This is a genomic window from Nocardia sp. CA-290969 (assembly GCF_050936135.1).
In the GTDB taxonomy this organism is placed as follows: domain Bacteria; phylum Actinomycetota; class Actinomycetes; order Mycobacteriales; family Mycobacteriaceae; genus Nocardia.
In genome coordinates this window covers 5,051,579-5,075,428 of record NZ_JBNJNJ010000001.1, presented here as the reverse complement: position 1 = coordinate 5,075,428, position 23,850 = coordinate 5,051,579, and the positions used below count along the sequence as shown (strand labels likewise).

Annotated in this window: 22 protein-coding genes; 12 read left to right on the top strand and 10 right to left on the bottom strand. The window is 68.0% G+C overall.

The genetic code is table 11. The features are described from left to right. Positions 1-49: 49 nt before the first annotated feature. The 7 genes from cysT (at position 50) to ACQEVO_RS23340 (ending at position 9,198) form a co-directional block, all read left to right on the top strand. A complete protein-coding gene (gene cysT / locus ACQEVO_RS23370; RefSeq protein WP_432922947.1) occupies positions 50-889 on the top strand; it encodes a sulfate ABC transporter permease subunit CysT in 840 nt (279 codons plus the stop codon). Beyond that, a complete protein-coding gene (cysW, locus tag ACQEVO_RS23365) occupies positions 886-1,692 on the top strand; it encodes a sulfate ABC transporter permease subunit CysW (RefSeq protein WP_432916852.1) in 807 nt (268 codons plus the stop codon). Before cysT ends, cysW begins: the two co-directional genes overlap by 4 nt. A 19-nt stretch (positions 1,693-1,711) precedes the next feature. Then, a complete protein-coding gene (locus ACQEVO_RS23360; protein ID WP_432916849.1) occupies positions 1,712-2,707 on the top strand; it encodes a sulfate/molybdate ABC transporter ATP-binding protein in 996 nt (331 codons plus the stop codon). A gap of 479 nt (positions 2,708-3,186) precedes the next feature. After that, on the top strand, positions 3,187-4,206 hold the full coding sequence (locus tag ACQEVO_RS23355; protein ID WP_432916846.1) for an AurF N-oxygenase family protein: 1,020 nt from the start codon (positions 3,187-3,189) through the stop codon (positions 4,204-4,206). An 18-nt stretch (positions 4,207-4,224) separates the two neighbouring features. Further along, positions 4,225-5,814 (top strand): FAD-dependent oxidoreductase, encoded by a 1,590-nt coding sequence (locus ACQEVO_RS23350; protein WP_432916843.1) that lies wholly within the window; start codon positions 4,225-4,227, stop codon positions 5,812-5,814. A 414-nt stretch (positions 5,815-6,228) separates the two neighbouring features. After that, positions 6,229-8,298, top strand: coding sequence for an Hsp70 family protein (locus ACQEVO_RS23345; RefSeq protein WP_432916840.1), 2,070 nt, complete (start codon positions 6,229-6,231; stop codon positions 8,296-8,298). Positions 8,299-8,400: 102 nt separating this feature from the next. Beyond that, positions 8,401-9,198, top strand: a complete 798-nt coding sequence (locus tag ACQEVO_RS23340) for an HAD family hydrolase (RefSeq protein ID WP_432916837.1) — start codon at positions 8,401-8,403, stop codon at positions 9,196-9,198. Positions 9,199-9,222: 24 nt separating this feature from the next. On the opposite strand, the gene ACQEVO_RS23335 is transcribed toward ACQEVO_RS23340, so the two are convergent. From ACQEVO_RS23335 to ACQEVO_RS23310, 6 genes are all read right to left on the bottom strand, one after another. Continuing rightward, entirely contained in the window at positions 9,223-9,969 is a 747-nt protein-coding gene (locus tag ACQEVO_RS23335; protein ID WP_432916834.1) for a sirohydrochlorin chelatase, read from the bottom strand. Next, positions 9,969-11,297 carry a sulfate adenylyltransferase subunit 1 gene (locus tag ACQEVO_RS23330; protein ID WP_432916831.1) on the bottom strand — a complete coding sequence of 443 codons (1,329 nt, stop codon included), beginning with the start codon at positions 11,295-11,297 and terminating at the stop codon, positions 9,969-9,971. Before ACQEVO_RS23330 ends, ACQEVO_RS23335 begins: the two co-directional genes overlap by 1 nt. A 1-nt stretch (position 11,298) precedes the next feature. Beyond that, complete coding sequence (gene cysD, locus ACQEVO_RS23325) at positions 11,299-12,246, bottom strand: sulfate adenylyltransferase subunit CysD (RefSeq protein ID WP_432916828.1); 948 nt, start codon at positions 12,244-12,246, stop codon at positions 11,299-11,301. Next, entirely contained in the window at positions 12,225-12,989 is a 765-nt protein-coding gene (locus ACQEVO_RS23320; protein WP_432916825.1) for a phosphoadenylyl-sulfate reductase, read from the bottom strand. Before ACQEVO_RS23320 ends, cysD begins: the two co-directional genes overlap by 22 nt. After that, positions 12,986-14,734, bottom strand: coding sequence for a nitrite/sulfite reductase (locus ACQEVO_RS23315; protein WP_432916822.1), 1,749 nt, complete (start codon positions 14,732-14,734; stop codon positions 12,986-12,988). Before ACQEVO_RS23315 ends, ACQEVO_RS23320 begins: the two co-directional genes overlap by 4 nt. A gap of 134 nt (positions 14,735-14,868) precedes the next feature. After that, positions 14,869-14,961, bottom strand: a complete 93-nt coding sequence (locus ACQEVO_RS23310) for an Ms4527A family Cys-rich leader peptide (protein ID WP_357054283.1) — start codon at positions 14,959-14,961, stop codon at positions 14,869-14,871. Between the two features lie 290 nt (positions 14,962-15,251). On the opposite strand from ACQEVO_RS23310, the gene hemW reads away from it, so the two are divergent. Next, positions 15,252-16,457 carry a radical SAM family heme chaperone HemW gene (gene hemW / locus ACQEVO_RS23305; RefSeq protein WP_432916819.1) on the top strand — a complete coding sequence of 402 codons (1,206 nt, stop codon included), beginning with the start codon at positions 15,252-15,254 and terminating at the stop codon, positions 16,455-16,457. 52 nt (positions 16,458-16,509) lie between these two features. On the opposite strand, the gene ACQEVO_RS23300 is transcribed toward hemW, so the two are convergent. From ACQEVO_RS23300 to ACQEVO_RS23285, 4 genes are all read right to left on the bottom strand, one after another. Next, entirely contained in the window at positions 16,510-17,031 is a 522-nt protein-coding gene (locus ACQEVO_RS23300) for a hypothetical protein (RefSeq protein ID WP_432916816.1), read from the bottom strand. A 207-nt stretch (positions 17,032-17,238) separates the two neighbouring features. Next, positions 17,239-18,132 carry a WXG100 family type VII secretion target gene (locus ACQEVO_RS23295; protein WP_432916813.1) on the bottom strand — a complete coding sequence of 298 codons (894 nt, stop codon included), beginning with the start codon at positions 18,130-18,132 and terminating at the stop codon, positions 17,239-17,241. Then, on the bottom strand, positions 18,133-18,459 hold the full coding sequence (locus tag ACQEVO_RS23290) for a type VII secretion target (RefSeq protein ID WP_432916810.1): 327 nt from the start codon (positions 18,457-18,459) through the stop codon (positions 18,133-18,135). It lies immediately after the preceding gene. Between the two features lie 28 nt (positions 18,460-18,487). Next, positions 18,488-19,198, bottom strand: a complete 711-nt coding sequence (locus tag ACQEVO_RS23285) for a YbaB/EbfC family nucleoid-associated protein (protein WP_432916807.1) — start codon at positions 19,196-19,198, stop codon at positions 18,488-18,490. Between the two features lie 195 nt (positions 19,199-19,393). On the opposite strand from ACQEVO_RS23285, the gene hrcA reads away from it, so the two are divergent. From hrcA to ACQEVO_RS23265, 4 genes are all read left to right on the top strand, one after another. Further along, complete coding sequence (gene hrcA, locus ACQEVO_RS23280; RefSeq protein WP_432922943.1) at positions 19,394-20,425, top strand: heat-inducible transcriptional repressor HrcA; 1,032 nt, start codon at positions 19,394-19,396, stop codon at positions 20,423-20,425. 213 nt (positions 20,426-20,638) lie between these two features. Then, entirely contained in the window at positions 20,639-21,796 is a 1,158-nt protein-coding gene (gene dnaJ / locus ACQEVO_RS23275; RefSeq protein ID WP_432916804.1) for a molecular chaperone DnaJ, read from the top strand. A gap of 4 nt (positions 21,797-21,800) precedes the next feature. Beyond that, positions 21,801-22,544 (top strand): 16S rRNA (uracil(1498)-N(3))-methyltransferase, encoded by a 744-nt coding sequence (locus ACQEVO_RS23270; RefSeq protein ID WP_432916802.1) that lies wholly within the window; start codon positions 21,801-21,803, stop codon positions 22,542-22,544. A 192-nt stretch (positions 22,545-22,736) separates the two neighbouring features. Further along, positions 22,737-23,819 carry a PhoH family protein gene (locus ACQEVO_RS23265; RefSeq protein ID WP_432922940.1) on the top strand — a complete coding sequence of 361 codons (1,083 nt, stop codon included), beginning with the start codon at positions 22,737-22,739 and terminating at the stop codon, positions 23,817-23,819. Positions 23,820-23,850 lie beyond the last annotated feature (31 nt).

Genomic DNA, 23,850 nt, shown 5'->3' with positions numbered 1-23,850 from the left:
CGTGACCGAACGCAGCCCCGACACCGAACCCGCGCCCGCCGCGGCCGCGGTGCGCGACGCACCCACCCGCCGGCCGCTCGGGTCCTGGTTGCGGTTCACCGGTTCGGTGGGCCCGCTCGGGATCGCCACCGCGATGCTGTGGCTGAGCGTGATCGTGCTGCTGCCGCTGGCCGCGCTGACCGTCAGCGCCTTCGACGACGGCTGGTCGGGTTTCTGGGGTGCGATCACCGATCCGCTGGCCCTGGCCTCGCTGCGGGTGACGGTGCTCGTGTCCGTCGTGGTGGCACTGGTGAACGTCGTGATGGGGACACTGATCGCCTGGGTGCTGGTCCGCGATGATTTCCCCGGCAAGGGTTTCGTGAACGCGCTGATCGATCTGCCGTTCGCGCTGCCGACCATCGTCGCCAGTATCGTGCTGCTCGCTCTCTACGGGCCGAAGAGCCCGATCGATATCCATCTGAACGCCACCCAGCCGGGCCTGGTGGTCGCGCTGGCGTTCGTCACCCTGCCGTTCGTGGTGCGATCGGTGCAGCCCGTGCTCATCGAGGCCGATCGGGAAGTCGAGCAGGCGGCGCTGTCGCTGGGCGCCGACAACTGGACCACCTTCCGGCGGATCGTGCTGCCCACCCTGGCGCCCGCGATCATCAGCGGCGGCGGCCTGGCCTTCGCCCGCGCGATCGGCGAGTTCGGGTCGGTGGTGCTGATCGGCGGCAATATCCCGCGGGATACCCAGGTGGCCTCGCAGTACATCCAGCAGCAGATCGAAATCGACCGGCCGGTGAACGCGGCGGCGGTCTCGGTGGCATTGCTGGTGATCGCATTCGTCGTGCTGCTGGTGTTGCGGGTGTTCGCCGAACGGTCGGCCCGGAAGGAACGCGAGGCCCGATGAAACTGTCCGCACCCAGCCGGGTGTCGCTGCGGGTGCTGGCGCTCGGCTATCTGTTCGTGCTGCTGGTGCTGCCGCTGGGCATCATCCTGTACCGGGCGTTCGAGCACGGGATCGGCGCGTTCGTCGACCAGATCACCACGCCCGCCGCCATCTCCGCCTTCAACCTGTCGATGATCATCCTGATCATCGTGGTGCCGGTGAACGTGATCCTGGGTGTGGTGATCGCGCTGGCACTGGTCCGCGGCAATTTCCCCGGACGGCGGTTGTTGCAGGGGATCGTGGACCTGCCGTTCGCGGTGTCCCCTGTGGTGGTCGGTGTCGCGCTGATCATGCTGTGGGGTGTGGGCGGCTGGTTCGGTGTCGTCACCGAATGGGGTTTCCGGGTGATCTTCGCGCTGCCCGGGATGGTGCTGGCGACCATCTTCGTCACCATGCCGTTCGTGGTGCGCGAGGTGGAACCGGTGCTGCACGAGATCGGCGACGATCAGGAACAGGCGGCCGCGACCCTCGGTGCCTCCCGCTGGCAGACCTTCTGGCGGATCACCGTGCCCGCCATCCGCTGGGGCCTCACCTACGGTGTGGTGCTCACCGTGGCCCGCGCACTCGGCGAGTTCGGTGCCGTGATCATGGTGTCGTCCGGTTTCCCCGGTGTCTCGCAGACCCTCACCCTGCTGGTACACGAACGCTATATCAACGATCACAACGATTTCGGCGCCTACTGCGCCGCCACCCTGCTGATGGGTCTCGCGCTCATCACCCTGCTCTTGATGACGCTCCTGGAACGTAAACGGGACGCGTCTTGATCGTCGCCGGAGGCCGCCCATGATCACCGTGACCAACGCGCGCAAGAACTACGGTTCCTTCGCCGCGCTCGACGATGTCAGCCTGGAGATACCCTCCGGTGAGCTGACGGCCCTGCTCGGCCCCTCCGGTTCCGGTAAGTCGACGCTGCTGCGGTCGATCGCCGGGCTGGAGAACCTCGATTCGGGTGTGGTGACCATCGGGGGTCGCGATGTGACCCGGGTGCCGCCGCAGAAACGCGATATCGGATTCGTCTTCCAGCACTATGCGGCGTTCAAACATATGACCGTCCGCGACAACGTCGCCTTCGGTCTCACCATCCGCAAACGGCCGAAGCACGAGATCGCCAAGCGAGTGGACGAACTGCTGGGCATCGTCGGCCTCGACGGTTTCCAGCACCGCTATCCGGCCCAGCTCTCCGGCGGTCAGCGTCAGCGGATGGCGCTGGCCCGCGCGCTGGCCGTCGACCCGCAGGTGCTGCTGCTCGACGAACCGTTCGGCGCCCTGGACGCCAAGGTGCGCGCGGATCTGCGCACCTGGTTGCGCCGGCTGCACGAAGAAGTCCACGTGACCACCGTGCTGGTGACCCACGACCAGGAGGAAGCTCTCGACGTCGCCGACCGGATCGCGGTGATGAACGCCGGCCGGATCGAACAGGTGGGCAGCCCCGGGGATGTGTACGACCGGCCGGCCAGCGAATTCGTCATGACCTTCCTCGGTGCCGTGGCCCGGCTCAACGGCCATCTGGTGCGGCCGCACGATATCCGGGTCGGCCGCGACCCCAGTATGGCGCTGGCCGCCTACGAGGGCACAGCGGAATCGGCCGGTGTCACCCGGGCGACCATCGAACGGGTGGTCCGGCTCGGGTTCGAAGTCCGGGTGGAAATGCGCAATGCCGCCACCGGCGACCTGTTCGTTGCCCAGGTGACCCGCGGTGACGCCGAGGCGCTGCGGCTGACGGAGGGCGAAACCGTCTACGCCCGCGCAACCCGCATTCCCGATCTACCGATGGTGTAGGCGTACCTCCGCCCGGGCCCGGGCCGTTCGCCGCACAATGAGCCCACGGTGCACGTTGCGGTCAGAAATCCACTTCGCCTTCGCCTCGGCCGTTCGCATCGCGGTCCGGCGGGCCCGCCGCGGGTCTCGGCCGGGCGTGCGCGACACCATGCCGACCGGCCGTCGCCCCGCGATCCGGCGACGTAGCCGGAGATTCGCTCCCCTTGCCACGCCTCGGCGACGGATCCGGTCCTCATCCGCGGGCGATAGCGGGCAGATACCTGTGACCTGTTGTATCGAAATGGCAGTGTGAGCGGCTCGCGTGGCGCTGCTCGGCCGCTCTGCCGAACTCCGTGGCCGGTCAGCGGAAACACCCAGTCAGCTGCGGTGATGTTCTCTGTCGAGCGGATGTGATCCGGCTGGGCCGGTGCCTGTGTTGACGTACCCCGCCATAGCTGTAACTATGGGAAACAGTTAAGCCGGAATCATTGACGAGAGGCATGACGATGACGTCTTCAGCCACCACGGTCTCCGACGACCAGTTGGTCGCGCAGGCCCAGGAGTACGCCGAAAAGCTGCTGCTGCTGTCGGAAGGCTCGGTCAACCGGCATTTCGACCCGTTCGAAGATATCGACTGGGACCACCCGGACTTCGACGTGAACGCCCGGCCGGAACGCTGGATCCTGCCCGTCTCCGCCGACACCCTCGGCCGCCACCCCTGGTACCAGGCGCTGTCGCAGGAGCAGAAGATCGAACTCGGCAAGTACCGGCAGGCCAATGTCGCCAAGGTCGGCCTGCAGTTCGAGGCCATCCTGATCAGCGGCATGATGCAGCACGTCTTCGGGCTGCCCAACGGCGACCCGGAGTTCCGCTACTGCTCCCACGAGATGATCGAGGAGCACAACCACACCCTGATGTTCCAGGAGATGGTGAACCGGATCGGCGTCGACGTACCCGGGATGGGACCGCTGGTCCGGCAGCTGCGCCACCTCGCGGTCCCGGTCGCGGTCGCCTTCCCCAACCTGTTCTTCATGGCCGTGCTGGCCGGCGAAGAGCCCATCGACCACATCCAGAAGGACATCCTGCGCTCCGGCGAGGAAGTACATCCGATCATGCGCGGTGTGATGGCCATCCACGTGGCCGAGGAAGCCCGCCACATCTCCTTCGCGCACGAATTCCTCAAGCAGCACGTGCCGGAGTCCTCGCGCCGCAACAAGTTCGTGCTGTCGCTGGCCATGCCGCTGATCATGTGGATTCTGGGCCGCGCCATCGCGACCCCGCCCAAAACCTTCTTCGAGGAGTTCGACATCCCGAAGAGCGTGCGCAAGGAGCTGTTCTACGGTTCCGCCGAAGCCAAGCAGACCTTCAGCGACTACTTCGGTGACGTCCGCGCCCTGGCCGAGGAGATCGGCCTGATGAACCCGATCGCCAAGCGGGTGTGGAAGATGCTGGGAATCGCCGGGCACACCACCCGGTACCGGTCCGAACCGCTGCGCGCCGTGCCCGGCGCCGCTGCCTGAGCGACGGGTCCCGACTCGATGCCCTACGTCGTCACCCAGTCGTGCTGTAGCGACGCCTCCTGCGTCTACGCCTGCCCGGTCAACTGCATCCACCCGACCCCGGACGAACCGGATTTCCGCACCGCGGAGATGCTCTACGTCGATCCCGCGGCCTGCGTGGATTGCGGTGCCTGTGCCTCGGCGTGCCCGGTGGACGCCATCACCTCGTCGAAGAAACTGACCGACGAGCAGAAGCCGTTCATCGAGATCAATGCCGATTTCTACCGGCAGGCGCGGCCGCGGCCGATCCTCGCGAAACCGGTTCCCGCACCGGCGATCGACACCGCCGGTCGCGGTCCGCTGCGGGTCGCCGTGGTCGGTTCCGGGCCCTCGGCCATGTACGCCGCCGACGAACTGCTCACGCAGCCGGATGTGCAGGTGACCGTCTTCGACCGGCTTCCGGTTCCCTACGGTCTGGCCCGCTACGGGGTGGCGCCGGACCACGGGAAAACGCGTAAGGTCGCCGATCTCTTCGACGTGATGTCGCGGCAGCCGGGTTTCGGGTCGTACTTCGATATCGAGGTCGGCAAACACCTCTCGCACGAAGAACTGCTGGCCTACCACCACGCGGTCGTCTACGCGGTCGGTGCCTCCACCGATCGCAAACTCGGGATCCCCGGTGAGGGCCTGGCCGGAAACGTCTCGGCCACCGATTTCGTGGCCTGGTACAACGGCCATCCCGATCATCAGCACCACGATTTCGACCTGTCCCAGCGCCGGGTGGTCGTCGTGGGCAACGGCAATGTCGCCCTGGACGTCGCCCGCATCCTCACCACCGACCCCGAAGAGCTGGCGGGTAGCGATATCTCGCCGATCGCGCTCGACGCATTGCGGCACAGCGCGGTGCGTGAGGTTGTGGTGCTGGGCCGGCGCGGTCCCGCCGAATCGGCCTTCACGGTCCCGGAATTCGTCGGACTGCTGGGAACCGATGTGGATATCGCGATCGAGGGCGAGCTGCCCCCGCTCACCGATGATCTGCCGTATCAGGTGGAACAGAAGCTGAAACTGCTGCACCAGGTGGCCGGCCGTCCGGCCGGCCGGCGCCGCCGGATCGTGTTCCGCTACCAGAGTGCGCCGAACCGGATACTGGGTCCCGACGCGGTGACCGGTATCGAGGTGGAGCGGACCGAGCTGGTGCCGGGGAAAGACGGCCGGACCCGGGCGGTCGGTACGGGCGAGACGGAGTTGCTGGAAACCGGGCTGGTGCTCACCTCGGTCGGTTATCGGGGTGTGCCCACGCCCGGACTGCCGTTCGACGAACAGCGTGGAGTCATTCCCAACCGGGCCGGTCGTGTGCTGGAAGCCCCGGACGGCGCGGTCCTGCCGGGTGCCTACGTGACCGGGTGGATCAAGCGCGGTCCCACCGGATTCATCGGGACCAACAAATCCTGTGCCCAGGAGACCGTGCAGCAGTTGGCCGACGATTTCAACGCCGGCCGGCTGGCCGAACCCGCGGGCAGTGCCGAGGCGTTCGATCGGCTGCTGCGGCAACGGCGACCGCAGGTCCGCGCCGCCGGCGCGGTGACCCGCACCGCCAAACCGGGTCGCCGCCTGTTCAGCCGCATCTGAAGCAAACCTTCGGCTTCCGCCCGTCCGGTATCGCACCGGGCGGGCGGACTTCGTTTGCGCGGGCCCGAATTGCACCGGGACAGCTATTGATCGGTTACCGGTGGGTAAGTGGAGTCGGTCGACTGTCCGGGTGTCAGCAGGGCTTACGCGCGGACAACCGGGCGGACAATCGCTCGTCCTCGTCTATATGCATTGAAATCGCAGTTCAGGAGATGTTTCCGAGGAAACGGACAATTGAACTGCCGGTTTGTTTTCCGGCGGATGAACGGGGATCGGTTCTGTAACTTCACCTTTCATTGCCATTTATTCGATTTACCCCGCCTGTTGCAGCTAACCTGTGGTCGCTGTTTGGAAAACGACCGCGCCCATGGCTCTTTCACCGGACGTGGTCTCGGTGCGTTGACGGGATGGCAAATGACTTCTGGGCTGGGTATCAGCATCGGCACGGTGAACGTTGTCTCGGCGCGGGTCGGTGAACGCGAACCCCGGCCGGTGGTGCGGACACGGCGAACCGCGGTCGGATTCGACAGCCGGGGCTCGGCCCGGCTCGGCGGAATCACCCGATTCTCCACGGCGGTCAACGAATTCGCCGATCTCGGCCGCAACCCGGAATCGGTCTACGTGGACGGCCGGATCTGGTCACCGGCCACGATCTTCGCCTCCGTGGTGCAGGGACTGGTCACCGCCGAGCCCGCAACCGGCGTGGTCGCCACCCATCCCGCCGGGTACAGCACGAAACAACTCGATCTCCTCCGGCAGAGCCTCGACCTCGCGGGGGTCGGTCACGTCCAGCTGGTTCCGGAACCGGTGGCCGCCGCGCACTGGCTCGATACCGAACAGGGGCCGCTCGATACCGGGTTCGTGCTGGTCTACGACCTCGGCGGGAACAGCCTCGATGTCGCGGTGGTCCGCACCGGGGCGGACTGGCCGGATCACCCCGTGGTTGGGAAACCGGTGCGCTCCTACGATTTCGGTGGCCGGCCGCTGGGCGCCATGATCGCTCGCTGCGCCGGTGACCGTGCCATCGGCCCGGCCGAACCGGAGACCGGCACGGTATCGCTGATGTCGTTCGTCGACCCGGAAGGGCTGCGGCGCGAACATATCCGGGATTCGCTCGAGGTGGTGCGCGCGGCCGTGCGGTCGGCCGGGGTGTCGCTCTCCGATATCGGCCGGATCCTGGTGGTGGGTGGGGCGGCCCGGCCGCCGCAGGTCGCCGATACCCTCGCCGAACTGGGCCTGCCGGTGACGATCGCCGCCGATTCCGGTCAATGCGTCGCGCTCGGCGCCGCCGCCATGGCCGCGGACAGCGTCGCGCTGGTGAGTTCTCACGCGAAACACGCGCCGATCTTCTCCGGCGCCGCGGTATTCTCCGCTGTCGCCATGTCGGCGGCCACCATCCTCGGCAACGGCGCCGCCGACACCGCGCCGGACCAGGACCGGATGCTGCCGCAGATCCCGGGTGCGGTGCTGTACGAAATTCACGGCGAGGCACAGGTGGAACGCTCCGGTGCCGGCTGGAGCGTGTCCTACGCCCCGCTCGGCACCCCGGCACGTATCGCGCCCGCGGGAGTATCGCGACCGTACGGGCCGCCCATGCCGGGAGCCGCGCCGGCGCCGGCGAAGTCGGCACCGGAACACGGCGATCGGACCGATTCGCATACCTCGCCCCGGGACCGGCACACCGACCAGGAATCCCGCTACAGCGATCCGGCCCGATTCCAGAACCCCATCCCCTTCGAACGCCCCGAGCTCCCCGTGCGGCCGGATCCCGACCCCGGGAAACCGGAAATCCCCGGAAGCGAGCTCCCCGGTGGACCGGACCCGGACGATACGCCTGTACTCGACCCACCCGGAGCGGAAACGGGCGGCGAACCCGGTGGGTCGCAGGAAGATCCGCCCGGGCAACCCGCTGGTACGCCCGGCCTCCCGGATATCGGCAGCCCCGAGTTGCCGGATACACCGGGTGACAGCTGGACCGGCGGTGACGACGGACCGGGCAGCGGCTGGTCGGCACCCGGCGGTGCCGTCGATACTCCTGGGCCAGGGTCCGGGGACGACGGGTTCGGCGTACCGGGCGGCTCGGGACCGACCGATTCGGGCGGATCCGGAACAGGCGGACCGACCGATTCGGGCGGATTCGGAACAGGCGGACCGGGCGGTGTCGGCGCGGGCGACTCCGGTGGTTTCGGTGCGGACGGCCCAGGTGGTTTCGGCGCGGGCGATTCCGGTGGTTTCGGCGGTTCGGATGGTGGCGGGTTCTCCTCCGGAGGATCCGATACGTCCGGCGGATCGGACAGTGACTCCGGTGGCTTCGGCGGCGGTTTCGGCGGCGGTTTCGGTGGTGGCTCGGATTCCGGCGCTTCCGATTCGCCGAGCGGTTCGAAATCCCGCGGCGCCGACTCCGGTGGCGCGGGCAGCGACGGCGGATCTTCCCGCGGTAAAGGTTCGCGCGGAAAGTCCTCGGGCGGCGGCTCCGACGACTGAGGTCGTATGACGCGGCAGATACCCACTGATGTCGTGGGGAGCCGGTCGGCCGGAATAGGAAAATGCGGTGCGGGCGACTCCGGTCCGCGGGAGAATCGCCGGGTGGACGTTGACGGGGGCCCACCGCGGCTGATTGCGTTGGATGTGGACGGCACTCTCCTGAAAACCGGTGCGCCGGTGACAGATCGGGTGGCGGACGCGGTGCGGGCGGCGGTCGCGGCCCAGGCGCATGTCGTGGTGAGTACCGGGCGGACCGTGCTGACCACCCGGCCCGTACTGGACGAACTGGGGTTGGTGCGTGGGCATGCCGTCTGCTCCAACGGGGCCGTGCAGATCGATATCGAAGCCGCCGAGCCGGTCGGTGTGCACAGTTTCGACCCGCTGCCCGCGGTGACAGCGCTGCGGGAACTGTTCCCGGACATGATCTTCACCGCGGAACAGGTCGGGAAGGGTTTCTGGGCGACCGGGCTGAGCCCCGGCGAGTACTATCCCGGCGGGGAATACGTGGTGGTGGACCACCAGACGTTGTGCAGTGTTCCTACGCCCCGGCTGAACTGCTGGTGGCCCGAGGGTTCGGTCACCGAGATGCGCCGGCTGCTGGAAACGCTGGCCGTTCCGGATATCAGCTGGGTCTACGGTGAGTTCGGCCCGTGGCTCACGATCTCCCGCGAAGGTGTGTCCAAAGGCTGGGCGCTGGAACGGTTGCGCCGGGCGCTGGATATCCCGCGCGAGGCCACGCTGGCCATAGGTGATGGGTTCAACGACCGCGAAATGTTCGCCTGGGCCGGGCATTCGGTCGCCATGGCGAACGCCCCCACCGAACTGCACTCCCTCGTCGACGAGGTCACCGCCGATGTCACGGCCGACGGGGTCGCCGCCGTACTGGAACGCTGGTTCTGAAACCGGCGCCGGACCCGCGGCCGATCAGGCGGAGAGTGGCAGGGCTCGGCCGGCCGCGGTGTCGTAGCGATCCCAGACGACCTCGGCGAGAGCGGGGTCGGGGCCCAGTACCGCGGCGTGTGGAAGGCTGGGATCTTGGTCGTGCAGCCCGTCGGTGAGCAGCCCCGGGGCCAGGAACCAGGGGGCCACCAGCAGGTTTTCGGCGCCGCGAGCGCGTAGCCGCGTTACCGCGTGCGTGAGCGCGGGCGCGGCGGTGGCGAAACATACTTCGGTGGGAAGCCCGGTGAGCGCGCTGAACCGATGGGCCAGGCGGGTGGTGTTCCGGTTCGCGGCGGCCGAGGACGACCCGACCGCAGCGAGGGCGATACCCACCCGGTGGCGCGGGGCTGTCCAGCCGTGGGACGCGCAGACCGCGCGGACCCGGCTGTGCAGCACCGAGATCAACCGCGGGTCGGCGCCGAAGACATCGGCCTGGGTCACCCGGAGTCGCGGGTGCCGGACCGCCGCCTCCGCCAGCAACCCCGGCAGGTCGACCCGGGCGTGGAACGCGCTGCCCAGCAGCAGCGGAACGACCACGGCGTGGGTTTCGCCGGCGGCGGCCACCGTATCCAGGACCTGCCCCACCGAGGGCGCGTTCAGATCCAGGAAGGCCAGGCGCGCGCGCACCTCGGGGCGGGCGGCCCGGACCCGGTCCATGAGCGCGGCGACGGTGGCGGCGGACCGGGGATCCCGGCTGCCGTGCGCCACCGCGACCAGCGTGGGTGCCGGCATCAGGCCTCGGTTCCGACCTCTACCGCGCTGAGCACATCCCCGACCAGACCTGCCGCGAGCGTGTTCCCGCCCGCCGGGTCGATCAACAGGAAGCTGCCGGTGTGCCGGTTGGTGCGGTAGTCGTCGGCCGCGATCGGTTCGGCGACGCGCACCGAGATCCGACCGATATCGTTGAGCGACAACGATTCCGGGTCCGGATCGGCGGTCAGGCGCTGTTCGTCGAAGCGTTCGGTCAGGGCGCCCACGATCGCCTGTGTGGTGCGGGTGCCGTGTTTGAGCAGCAACCGGGCACCGGGACGCAGCGGTTTGTCGCCGAGCCAGCACACGGTCGCCTCGAATTCGCCGACCGGTTCCGGGGCATCGCCGGGGGAGGCGATGGTGTCGCCGCGGGAGATATCGACCTCGTCGGTCAGGATCAGCGTCACACTGCGCCCCGCCTGGGCGACCGCGAGTTCGCCGTCGGGAGTGTCGATCCGCTCGATGGTGGTGCGGATACCGGAGGGCAGCACCACCACTTCGTCCCCGGGCGCCACCGCACCCGCCGCGATCTGCCCGGCGTACCCGCGGTAGTCCGGGTAGTCGGGGGTGCGCGGCCGGATCACGTACTGCACCGGGAACCGCAGTCCCACGGCGTGGGCGCCGGAATTGTCGGCATCCACCGGCACGGATTCGAGATGTTCGATCAGCGAGGGGCCGTTGTAGTACGGGGTCTTGTCCGACCGCGAGGCGATATTGTCGCCGTGCAGCGCGGAGACCGGGATCTCCAGGACATCCTCGTCCGACCAGCCGAGGGTGCGGGTGAGGTGGGAGAACTCGGCCGAGATCTCGGCGAAAACCTTGGCGGCCGCGGCCTGCCGGCCCTGCTCGCTGGGTTCGTCGCTACCGATGAGGTCGATCTTGTTCACGGCCAGCACCAGTTTCGGCACCCCGAGCAGCGCCAGCACCGCGGCGTGGCGGCGGGTCTGCTCGATCACGCCCTTGCGGGCGTCCACGAGCAGGATCACCAGCTGTGCGGTGGACGCGCCGGAGACGGTGTTGCGGGTGTACTGCACGTGGCCGGGGGTGTCGGCCAGGACGAACGAGCGTTGCGGCGTCGCGAAGTACCGGTAGGCGACATCGATGGTGATGCCCTGTTCGCGTTCGGCCCGCAGGCCGTCCACCAGCAGCGACAGGTCGGGGGTGGACAGGCCCTTGTCCACCGAAGCCCGGGTCACCGCGTCGATCTGATCGGCGAGCACGGATTTGGTGTCGTAGAGCAGACGTCCGACCAGGGTGGACTTGCCGTCGTCGACAGAACCGGCGGTGGCCAGCCTCAATAGGTCGGACATATCAGAAATAACCCTCTCGTTTACGGTCTTCCATGGCGGCCTCGGAAACCCGGTCGTCGCCACGGGTGGCGCCGCGTTCGGTCAGCCGGGAGGCGGCGACCTCGGCCAGGATGGCCTCGTTGTCGGCGGCATCGGACAGGATGGCGCCGGTGGTGGACCCGTCACCGACGGTGCGGTACCGCACCGAACGGGTCTCCAGCACCTCGCCGTCGCGCGGGCCGCCCCAGCTACCGGGAGTCATCCACATACCGTCGCGCTGGTACACCGGCCGCTGATGGGCGTAGTAGATGGTGGCCAGTTCGACGTTCTCGCGGGCGATATAGCGCCAGATATCGAGTTCGGTCCAGTTCGACAGCGGGAACACCCGCACATGTTCACCCGGCGCGTGCCGGCCGTTGTACAGGTTCCACAGTTCGGGGCGCTGCCGCTTCGGATCCCACTGACCGAAGGCGTTGCGCAACGAGAAGATCCGCTCCTTGGCACGGGAACGTTCCTCGTCGCGGCGGCCGCCGCCGAAGACGGCGTCGAAGCGGTTCTCGCCGATGGCGTCCAGCAGCGGCACGGTCTGCAGCGGGTTGCGGATACCGTCCGGCCGCTCGGTGAGCCGGCCGTCGGCCAGATAGTCTTCCACGCTGGCCACATGCAGCCGCAGCCCGTACTTCTCGACCACGTGATCGCGGAATTCCAGCACCTCGGGCAGGTTGTGCCCGGTGTCCACGTGCAGCAGCGCGAAGGGCAGCGGCGCCGGCCAGAAGGCCTTCAGCGCCAGATGCAGCAGAACGGTGGAGTCCTTACCGCCGGAGAACAGGATCACCGGCCGTTCGAACTCGCCCGCGACCTCGCGGAAGATATGAATGGCTTCCGATTCCAGCGCGGCCAGGGTGTCGAAATCCGAAAGGCCGATCGAGCGTTCGGTGATTACGTCGGTCATGATGCGTGCAACCCACATTCGGTCTTGGCGAGCCCGGCCCAGCGGCCGCTTCGCGGATCGGAACCCGGCTCCGGCTTCCGTGTGCACGGAGCGCAGCCGATGGACGGATAGCCCTCCTCCACCAGAGGGTTGACGAGAATCGAATGCTTCTCGATGTAGTCCTGCATCTCGTCGTCGGACCACGGCGCGATCGGGTTGATCTTCACCAGCCCGAAACCCTCGTCGAAGGAGATGAGCGGCGCGTTCGCGCGGGTGGGCGCCTCCACCCGGCGGATACCGGTGACCCACGCGTTGTACGGCGTCAGCGCATTACGCAGCGGCACCACCTTGCGCAGCCGGCAGCATTCACCCGCGTCCCGGGCGAACAGGTCCTTGCCCAGCAGGGCGTCCTGTTCGTCGACGGTGTGCTCCGGCCGCACATTCACCACGTTCACCCCGTAGACCGCTTCCACGGCGTCGCGGGTGCCGATGGTTTCGGCGAAGTGGTAGCCGGTATCGAGGAACAGCACATCCACACCCGGCCGCACCTGTGCGGCGAGCTGTACCAGCACCCCGTCCTGCATATTCGACGCGACGATATAGCCGCTGCCGAAGTTCTCGTCGGTCCAGGCCAGCAGTTCCCCGGCCGAGGCATCCGGCCCGAGTTCGGCGGCGCCCCGTTCGGCCAGCGCCCGGAGTTCGTCGGTGCTCAGCTTGGCGGGCAGCTGTTTCTGCTCGGTTGTCACGTTGGGTTCTCCCGTCACCACGCTTGCGGGTTTCATCGCAGATCGGCTTCCTCGGCGCGAACGGCCCACTGCGCGAACCGTTCCCCGTCTTCGCGGAGTTTGACGAAGTTGCGCACCACGCGCTCGATGTAATCGCCGAGCTCGGTGCTGGTCACCTTGTGCTGGCGCAGTTTGCGGCCGAAGGCACTGTCCAGGCCGAGGCTGCCACCCAGGTGAACCTGGTAGCCCTCGACTTGATTCCCCTCGCCGTCGTCCACCAGCTGGCCCTTGAACCCGATATCGGCGATCTGGGAACGGCCGCAGGAGTTCGGGCAGCCGTTGATATTGATGGTGATCGGCACATCGAGTTCGGCGTTGATATCGGCCAGCCGCTGTTCCAGCTCCGGCGCCAGCACCTGCGAGCGCTTGCGGGTCTCGACGAAGGACAGTTTGCAGAACTCGATACCACTGCAGGCCAGCAGATTGCGCCGCCAGACCGACGGCCGTGCCTGCAAACCCAGCGGCTCCAGTTCCGCGATCAGCTGCTCGACCTTGTCGTCGGCGATATCCAGCACGACGATCTTCTGATACGGCGTGAAGCGGACCCGGTCGGAACCGGCGCGTTCGACCGCCTCGGCGACCTTCGTGAGGATCGTGCCGGACACCCGGCCGGCGATGGGGGAGAAGCCCACGGCGTTGAGCCCGTTGCGCAGCTTCTGCACACCGACATGGTCGATCGGGCGGCTCGGCTGCTCGGGCGCCGGGCCGTCGATCAGTTTCCGCTTCAGATACTCGTCCTCGAGTACCTGCCGGAACTTCTCGATACCCCAATCCTTGATCAGGAACTTCAGCCGCGCCTTGGTGCGCAGCCGGCGGTAGCCGTAATCGCGGAACAGGCCGACAACGCCCTCCCACACCTCGGGCACCTCGTCCAGCGGCACCCACGCGCCGACCCGCTGCGCCAGCATCGGGTTGGTGGACAGGCCGCCGCCGACCCACAGGTCCAGGCCGGGGCCGTGCTCGGGATGGTTCACGCCGATGAACGCGACATCGTTGATCTCGTGCACCACGTCCTGCTGGCCCGAGATCGCGGTCTTGAACTTGCGCGGCAGGTTGGAGTACTCCGGTTTGCCGATATAGCGGCGCACGATCTCCTCGATCGCGGGCGTGGGGTCGATGACCTCGTCCAGCGATTCCCCGGCCAGCGGGGAACCGAGTACCACGCGGGGGCAGTCGCCGCAGGCCTCGGTGGTCTGCAGGCCCACCGATTCGATCCGCCGCCAGATCTCCGGGACGTTCTCGATCTCGATCCAGTGGTACTGGACGTTCTCCCGGTCGGAGATATCGGCGGTATCGCGGGCGAACTCGGTGGAGATCCCGCCGAGGGTGCGCAACTGCGCGACATTCAGCGCGCCGCCGTCGCAGCGGATCCGCATCATGAAGTACTTCGCTTCGAGCAGATCGATGTTCTCGTCGCCGGTCCAGGTGCCGTCGTATCCCTGCTCGCGCTGGGTGTAGAGGCCCCACCAGCGGAAACGGCCGCGCAGATCGCCCTTGTCGATACTGTCGAAGCCGTTCTTGGAATAGATGTTCTCGATCCGGGTGCGGACGTTGAGGGGGTTGTCGTCCTTCTTGGACTGCTCGTTCGGGTTGAGCGGTTCGCGATAACCGAGCGCCCACTGGCCCTCGGCGCGGCGGCGCACCGGCTTACCGGTGCGGGCGCGAGTGGGGCGTGCGGGGGCCTCGCCCTTGACCGGGGTCTCGGCCTTCGCGGGGGTGGTGGCGTCGGTGCTCGACGTCATGAATTCGCTCCTGCTGGGGTATGGCTTACGTCCGTGCTGAGGGCGCGAGGGGCTGAGCTCGCACCCGCGGTGTCAGCGGGCCGAAATCCTCGAATCGGAATATCGCCGGAAATCCGGGACGGGGCGCAGCTGAGCTACCGGGCGGAACCGGGCAGACAACAGGCGCTGCAGACGCGCTTGTAGTCGACGTGGCGACGGGCCACAAGTCGAACTCCTGATGCGCGCATGCGACCCATTGTGCCACGCCGGGCCGTGCATTCCGACCGCCCTACCAGTATTTCCCGTGAACTCCCGGGAAATCGCCTGGTTCTACCGTGCTATTTGTGACGGCCGTCATATTTTCCCGGGGTCGGTCCGAGAGGGCCACGCGGCAGCACAACTACACCGCCGCCGGTGGGGCTGGACGTGAAGGCACCCCGCTGTACGCGATGACCGGAGAGGGGGCCGCCGGCTGCTCACCGCCGGTCGGAACACCCCGGTCGCCGCGGGCCGAGCCCGGCCCCGGCACACTGGAAGGGTGAATTCCCCCGCCACCGCGATCCCGCACAGCGACGCCACCCCGGTGCTGCGCGATTTCGGTGGCGGGCCGTTCGGTATCTACATCCACGTGCCGTTCTGCGCCACCCGCTGCGGATACTGCGATTTCAACACCTACACCGCCGGGGAACTCGGCACCTCCGCCTCCCCGGAATCCTGGTCGGAAGCGCTGCGCCGGGAACTCGCGGCCGCGGCCGCACGATTCGCCACCCTGCCGAGCCCGACGCCGCGGGTCGAGACGGTTTTCGTCGGCGGCGGCACGCCGTCGCTGCTCGGCGCGGACGGGCTGGCCGGTGTGCTCGACGCGGTCCGGGCCGAATTCGACCTGGCACCCGGCGCGGAGGTGACCACCGAATCGAATCCGGAGTCCACTTCGCCGCGGTTCTTCGAACAGATCCGGGCAGCCGGGTTCACCCGCGTCTCGCTCGGTATGCAATCCGCCGCGGCGCATGTGCTCGCCGTCCTGGACCGCACCCACACTCCCGGCCGGGCGGTGGCCGCCGCCCGGGAGGCCCGCGCCGCCGGGTTCGACCACGTCAACCTCGACCTCATCTACGGGACTCCCGGCGAACGCGACAGCGATCTCGACGCCAGCCTGGACGCGGTACTGGACGCGGGCGTGGACCATGTCTCGGCCTATTCCCTCATCGTCGAAGACGGCACCGCCCTGGCCCGCCGGGTCCGCCGCGGCGAACTCCCCGCCCCCGACGACGACGTCCTCGCCGCCCGCTACGAACGTATCGACGCCCGCCTCACCGCCGCCGGACTCACCTGGTACGAGGTATCCAACTGGGCGTCCGGCGACGCCGCCCGCTGCCGCCACAACCTCGGCTACTGGGACGGCGGCGACTGGCTGGGCGCCGGCCCCGGCGCCCACAGTCATGTGGGCGGCGTGCGCTGGTGGAACATCAAACACCCGGCCCGCTACGCCGACCGCACCACCTCCGGCGACCTGCCCGCCGCGGGCTGGGAAGCCCCCACCGCCGAAGACCGCTACCTGGAGCGGGTCATGCTCGCCCTCCGCCTGCGCACCGGCCTGCCGCTCGCCGATCTCGATGCCACCGGCCGGGCTACCGCGGAACAGGTCGCCGCGGACGGTCTGGTCTCGGTGCGCGACGACCGGTTGGTGCTGACCGACCGCGGCCGCCTCTTGGCCGACGGCGTGGTCCTGCAGTTGCTCGGCTGAGAGCTCCCGGGCCCACGATCGACGATTCGATTCGTCGACTGCGGCTCGGGCGTTATCCGAAGAGCACCTTGTACAGGCTCATTCCCACGAGGACGGCGAGCAGCAGGCCGAATGCGCCATGGGCGACAAGCAAGAGATGACGGCCCGGGAAATGTTCGCGCGGCTCGGGGCCCAGGGCGCCCGCATAAATTCGTGACAGCGACGCCTGGTAGCAGGTCCGTGTCCGATGCCCGTGCCGGACCGGGATCATCGCATCCGCGAATCCGATTTCCTGGCCGGGCGCCCCCGTCGGTATGAAATTCCACGCTATGAACCAGTTCGGCACGGTGCTGACCCGGACATGGTAGAGCCCCGGTGCGAGGGGAACGAAGTTCGTCCCCCACGAGGTATCCGGCACCTCCTGACCGTTCATGACGATGCGTGGCCGGCAGAACCGGAACGCGTAAGGCAAGGGCGTCCACTTGTAGAAGTCGGCGTCGACGACGATGCCGGTGTCGCCGGGCTCCGGAATGTACTCGGGCATCGGCGATTGCGGTGTCGCACCGTGCGGCAGGATGAAATCGGGCGGCAACATAGTGCCTTGATAGGGCTGTCCGGGCGTGACCGGCCGGGGTTCCGCCGCCCCGGGAAAATGCTGGGCGTGTGGTGCCGGCGCCGGGGCAGCCGGTGTCCGGCGCCTGTCTCCAGGGTTGTTCATGATGGTCCTGTATCGGGTGTTGTCGGATGAACTGAGCGCGTCGGCCGGCGGGCGCGGTGCCGGCATCAGCGGGCTGATCCTGATTCAGGCGGGCGCCGCGGCGGCTTCTTCGGATCCGTTGAGTTCGTTGAGGATTGCCGCGAGCGCGGTCCGGAACGGTGCCATATCTTTCAGGGCCATTCCCAGTTTCGCGAGCAAGGCCGAAATCTTGACCGATTCCGCCGTGATCCGGGTCATCGCCGCGACCGCTACCACCGGCGCCGCGGTGCCACAGGAGATGGCCAGTTCGATGGTCCAGCCGATCAATGCGCCGGCCAGGGCCACCAGGATGTCGCGCACCATGCTGCGCACCGCATCGACGATCTTGGCGGCCTGCTCGGTCATCGACGCCAAGGTGGCGCCGGCGGCACCGGCCGCTTTGATGTGATCGATCGAGGTCGCGGCGTAATTGCGGTAGGCGGTGGCGGTTTCGCCGGACCAGGTGCCGAGGTCTTTGTCGATGGCGGCCTGCCAGTCGCCGCCGATCGCTGTCAGTTCTTCGGCGATCTTCGTCCAGGTCTGCGCATATGCTTCGACCATCTCCGGATTACCTGCGAGCGCGTCGAAGGTCCGGCGCAGGTACTCGACATGATCGAGCATCCATCCGGCGATCTGGGCGCCGACGAAACCGAACGGGTCACCGAACGCCCCGTAGACGGTGGCACCGACGTTGATCGCGCCGAAGACGGTGTCGACCCACTCTTGCTTGTTGAAGTCGGAAACGACCTTCCAGGCGTCGAATGCCAGTGTGCCTTCCAGCACTCCCCAGGGCCCATCCTCGCCGGCGAAGCCGACATTGGAATAGAAGAAGGCCGTCTCCTGGAAGTACTGTTCACGGAAGTTCGTGCCGTCGGCGATCAGCGGGTTGCCCTCGGGCGGTGCCTCGTCGCCCATACCGGGCAGTGTCTCGTTGAGCCATCGGCCCACTGGATTGGACACTTACTGTCCCCCCTCGGTCCCTGCGATGGTCGTCTGTAACCCCTGCAGTGCCTGCGCGACCGCGTCGTCGGCGCCGGCGAACGAATCCGCGTCGGCGGACAGCTGCTGCGGTACCGCGGCCACCTTGCCGGTGAGCTTCCGGATCGCTTCCACGGCGGAGGTGTGGTTGTTGTCGAGAAGCCAGTCCACGAGGGGTTTGGGAATCACTCCGTAGCCATCGTCGGCGGCGGAAATGTAGTTCGCTGCCTGCAATGCTGTGGCAAGCCGTGCGGATATTCCATCGATAGCGGTGGCATGGGTGCGCAGGGCTTCGGGATCAACCTGCATGGGAACCGGATTGTCTGTCATCGCCGCCTCACACCAGCCACGAGGCGCGGCGGTAGTACTCGCCTTCCGGGTCCTCGTCGTCGGGGATCAACGACTTCGGATCGGCGGGTGGTGGAGGGGCCGGCTCCTGCCGCGGCGGCTGTGGTGTGGCCGGTGCCGGGGCGTGTTGTGTGGCTTCGGGCCACGTGGGAGCGGGTCGCGCGGGTTCGGTGCGGTTCGGCGCCGGATCCTGCCATGTGGGAGCCGGCGGTGCCGGTTGTTGATTCCATACAGGTGTTTGTTGCGGCTGATCGGACCATATCGGGACCGAGGGCCCGGGCCGGGGTGGGGACGGGACCGGTGGTTGCGTCGGCCGAGCCGGGTCCGGAACCGGGTCCGGATCAGCGAGGCGCCGGCCGAGCTGGTCGACGATGTTCGCGCCGATCGGATCGTCGCCGACCACGTCGTGGACCGTTGCGGTAACCCGGGAGACCAGGGCGGCGCGGGCGCGAGACAGACAGGCCATCACCTCGGTGGACAGTGTGGCGGGGCTCTTGCGCCGGATTCCGTCGGTGAACCGGATATCGGTCGGCAGCCCGTTGCTGTCGATGGTGACCTGGACACTGTTGTCGGCGGCGGTCTCGGTGACCGACAGCTGCGCGAGCCGGTCCTGCAGTACCTGGAATCGCTGGGTTTTGCGTTGCATCTGCTCGGCCCACTGGGCCAAGCCGGCGGCGGTTGCCGACGGGTCGTCGAACACCGAATTCCCCCCTGGGCGCTGGATTCTGCTGTCGTCCCGGGGACGTTAGCACGCCTTTTCGGATGTCTGCGCCCTGGAGGACGGGGGTTGCGGATCTAGACTGGGGTGGCGAAACCCGGCGTCCGGGCCGGGTTCGAGGAAGTCGGTGCGCCGGCCGGTAGTGGCGGCGTACAGCACAGCGAGGAGGTGGGGTCGATGTCGAGCACCGAGGATCGGCGGTTCGAGGTCCTGCGGGCGATCGTCGCGGACTACGTCGCCACCAAGGAGCCCATCGGCTCGAAAACCCTGGTGGAACGACACAACCTGGGCGTTTCCAGTGCGACCGTGCGTAACGATATGGCGGTCCTGGAGGCCGAGGGGTATATCGCGCAGCCACACACCAGCTCCGGGCGGATCCCCACCGACAAGGGCTACCGGCAGTTCGTGGACCGGATCGCCGAGGTGAAACCGCTTTCGCAGGCCGAACGCAAGGCGATCATGCAGTTCCTCGAATCGGGGGTCGACCTCGACGATGTGCTGCGCCGCGGGGTCCGGCTGCTCGCCCAGCTCACCCGCCAGGTCGCGGTCGTCCAGTACCCCACCGTCTCCGCGTCGACGGTGCGTCATATCGAAGTGGTGGCGCTCAACCCGGCGCGGTTGCTGCTGGTGGTGATCACCGACACGGGCCGGGTCGACCAGCGGCTCGTAGACCTCGGGACCGTGGTCGACGACGAGGACCTCGCCGCGCTACGCGGCATGCTGGGCGCCGCGATGGACGGTAAACGGCTCGCCTCCGCGTCCGCCGCTGTCGCCGAACTTCCCGAACAGGCGCCGCCGAAGTTGCGCGATGTGCTCATCAAGGTCTCGACGGTGCTGGTGGAAACCCTGGTCGAGCACCCCGAGGAGCGTTTGGTGCTGGGTGGCACCGCGAACCTGACCCGCAATGCCGCGGATTTCGGTCTGCACGGTTCGCTGCGCAACGTGCTGGAAGCACTGGAGGAACAGGTGGTGGTCCTGAAACTGCTGGCCGCCGCCCAGCAGCCGGGGACGGTGACGGTACGGATCGGCGAGGAAACCCAGGTCGAGGAGATGCGTGGGACCTCGGTCGTCACCACCGGCTACGGTGCCGCGGGCGCGGTCCTCGGCGGGATGGGCGTACTCGGGCCGACCCGGATGGATTACCCGGGCACCATCGCCTCCGTCGCCGCCGTGGCCCGGTACATCGGCGAGGTCCTCGCCGAACGGTGAGGATGTGTTGATTCGCACCGCCACCGAACGGGTTCGTTCGGGAATGTGGGTCTTGTCCCGGGCGCTGTTAGGCTCGGGGCTTCGGCCGGTTTAAAGTTGAGTCGACCCGGCTAACATTGCGGGCGGCCGGGCGGCTACACCACAACAGGAGTCACGCGGCCGGCCGGGTGCGGCCGGAGCCGTGGACAGCGACCAAGGACTAAGAGAACTCAAGTGGCACGGGATTACTACGGACTGCTCGGTGTCGGCAGGGATGCCTCCGACCAGGAGCTCAAACGCGCGTACCGGAAGCTGGCTCGCGAACTGCATCCCGACGTGAACCCGGACGAGGCCGCGCAGGCCCGGTTCAAAGAGGTCTCCGCGGCGTACGAGGTGCTGTCGGACCCGGAGAAGCGGCGCATCGTCGATATGGGCGGCGATCCGCTGGAGACCGGCGCGGGCGCCGGCGGGTTCAGCGGCGCCGGGTTCGGCGGGCTCGGCGATGTGTTCGAGGCGTTCTTCGGCGGGATGAGCGGCGGCGCCGGTGGGGGCGCGCGCAAGGCCCGGGGCCGGGTTCAGCCCGGTGCCGATTCGCTGGTACGCACCCGGCTCAGCCTGGCCGAATGCGCGGTCGGGGTGACCAAGCACCTCACCGTCGATACCGCGATCCTCTGCGACCTCTGCAAGGGCGCGGGCACCAACGGCAATTCCAAGCCGGTGCGCTGCGAGACCTGCGGCGGCGCCGGTGAGGTGCAGTCGGTGCAGCGTTCGTTCCTCGGCCAGGTGCTCACCTCCCGCCCCTGCCCGACCTGCCGCGGGGCCGGCGAGACCATCCCCGACCCCTGCCACAAATGCGGTGGTGACGGCCGGGTCCGTGCCCGGCGCGAAATCGCGGCGCCGATCCCGGCGGGTGTGGCCAACGGGATGCGGGTGCGGCTGGCCGCGCAGGGCGAGGTCGGCCCGGGCGGCGGTCATGCCGGTGACCTGTACGTCGAGATCGTGGAACAGCCGCACGACGTGTTCGTCCGCGACGGCGACGATCTGCACTGCACCGTCCGCGTTCCCATGGTGGACGCCGCACTCGGCACCACCGTGGTCATCGACACCATCATGGACGGTCCCACCGAGCTCACCATCGCGCCCGGTACCCAGCCCGGGGAGATCTCGGTACTGCGCGGGCACGGGATGCCGCGGCTGCGTTCCAGCGCGCGGGGCGACCTGATGGCGCATCTGGATATCGTCGTGCCCACCAAGCTCGACAGTAAGCAGACCGAGTTGCTGCGCAAGTACAAGGGTCTGCGGAGCCGGGACAAGGCCGAGGTGATGTCGGCGCAGTCCGAGCACAACAGCGGCCTGTTCGCGCGGTTGCGGGCCTCGTTCAGCGGACGCTGACCCGATGGCCGCGCCCACCGTCTTCTATCTCGACGAGATCCCGGAGCCGGGCGGTATCGCCGTGCTCGACGGCCCGGAGGGGCGGCACGCGGCGACGGTGCGCCGGATCCGGGTGGGTGAGGCGATCAGCCTTTCCGACGGCCGCGGGCTGCTCGCGGAGACCGAAGTCGTTGCCGCGCAGAAGAATCAGCTAGAACTACTGGTCCGCGACCGCGGTCGCGCCGCGCCGGCTTCCCCGGCGGTGACGGTGGTGCAGGCCCTGCCGAAATCCGAGCGTTCGGAGTTGGCGGTCGAGTTGATGACCGAGGCCGGCGCCGATGTGATCGTGCCCTGGCAGGCCGCCCGCTGTGTCTCGAACTGGGAGGCCAAAGCCGACAAAGGTGTGGCGAAATGGCGGGCCGCCGCTCGCGGCGCGGCCCGGCAGTCGCGCCGCGCCTATATCCCCGAGGTGACCGCGCTGCACCGCACCCCCGAGGTGGTCGATGCCGTCCGGGCGGCGAAGGCGCAGGGTGCGGTGATCGCCGCCCTGCACGAATCCGGCAGCGGCTCGTTCACCGGGCTGCCATGGGATACGGCGCCGGCCATCACGCTGATCGTCGGCCCGGAGGGCGGCCTGGACGACGCGGAGCTCAATGCCCTGGCCGCTGCCGGCGCCGACGCGGTGCGGCTGGGACCCACGGTGCTGCGGACCTCCACGGCGGCCACGGTGGCCCTGGGCGCGCTCGGTGCGCTCACCTCCCGTTGGTGACGATCCGGTGAACGCACGGTTCGGCCCGGTCACCGGGGCATGGGCCGCCGTAATTCCAGTGGGACCTGTCGGGGCCGGGAGTTAGACTCGGAAGCAGCGATACCGTTCGCGAGCAGAGCAAACAGTGCGCCTCACCGCGCCTGTCGAGACCGGAAAGCAGGCCATAGCCACTACGTGCGATCACAAGGCGATATCGGCGATCAGAATCCCTCCGCGGCCGACAGCGGCGCCTCCGGGCCCGCGGCGCACACTGTCCGTTCCAGTATCGAACTCGCGCCGGAGTCGGTGTTCCCCTTTCTCGGCTCGGCCGACGAGAACCTCCGTGAACTCGAAGACCTGCTGTCCGCCGATATCCATGTCCGCGGCAATCTGGTCACCCTCACCGGCCCCGCCGCCGAGGTGGCGCTCGCCGAGCGGGTGGTCGAGCAACTGGTCGCCCTGACCGGCCGGAACCGGGTCATCACTCCCGAGGCGGTCCGGCATACGGTGTCCATGCTCACCGAGGGCAGTGCCGAATCCCCGGCCGAGGTGCTGAGCCTGGATATTCTGTCCCGCCGCGGGAAAACGATCCGCCCGAAAACTCTGAACCAGAAACGGTATGTCGACGCGATCGACGAGAACACGATCGTTTTCGGAATCGGTCCGGCCGGTACCGGTAAAACGTATCTGGCGATGGCGAAAGCCGTGCAGGCGCTGCAGACCAAACAGGTCAACCGCATAATCCTCACCCGTCCCGCGGTGGAAGCGGGCGAACGCCTGGGCTTCCTCCCGGGCACCCTGAACGAGAAGATCGACCCCTATCTGCGTCCGCTCTACGACGCCCTGCACGACATGATGGACCCGGAAGCCATTCCGAAATTGATGGCCGCCGGAGTTATCGAAGTCGCGCCCCTGGCGTATATGCGTGGTCGTACCCTGAACGATTCGTTCATCATTCTGGACGAGGCGCAGAATACGACCGCGGAACAAATGAAAATGTTTCTGACGCGGCTCGGATTCGGGTCGAAGATCGTGGTTACCGGGGACGTGACCCAGGTGGATCTGCCGCACGGCGCGCGGTCGGGGCTGCGGGCGGCCAGCGAGATCCTGACCCGGATCGAGGATATTCATTTCGCGGAGCTCACCAGCAGTGATGTGGTGCGGCACCGGCTGGTGTCGGACATCGTGGACGCCTACGAGAAGTTCGAGGCCGAAACGCGGCCGCCGGTGGGGCCGCCGCATATGTCCGGGAACCGGGCGCAGCGGCGGGCGGCCGGCCGGGCCGCGCGCGGGTAGCGGAGCCCTGCTCGACGGCGGTCCGGGTGCC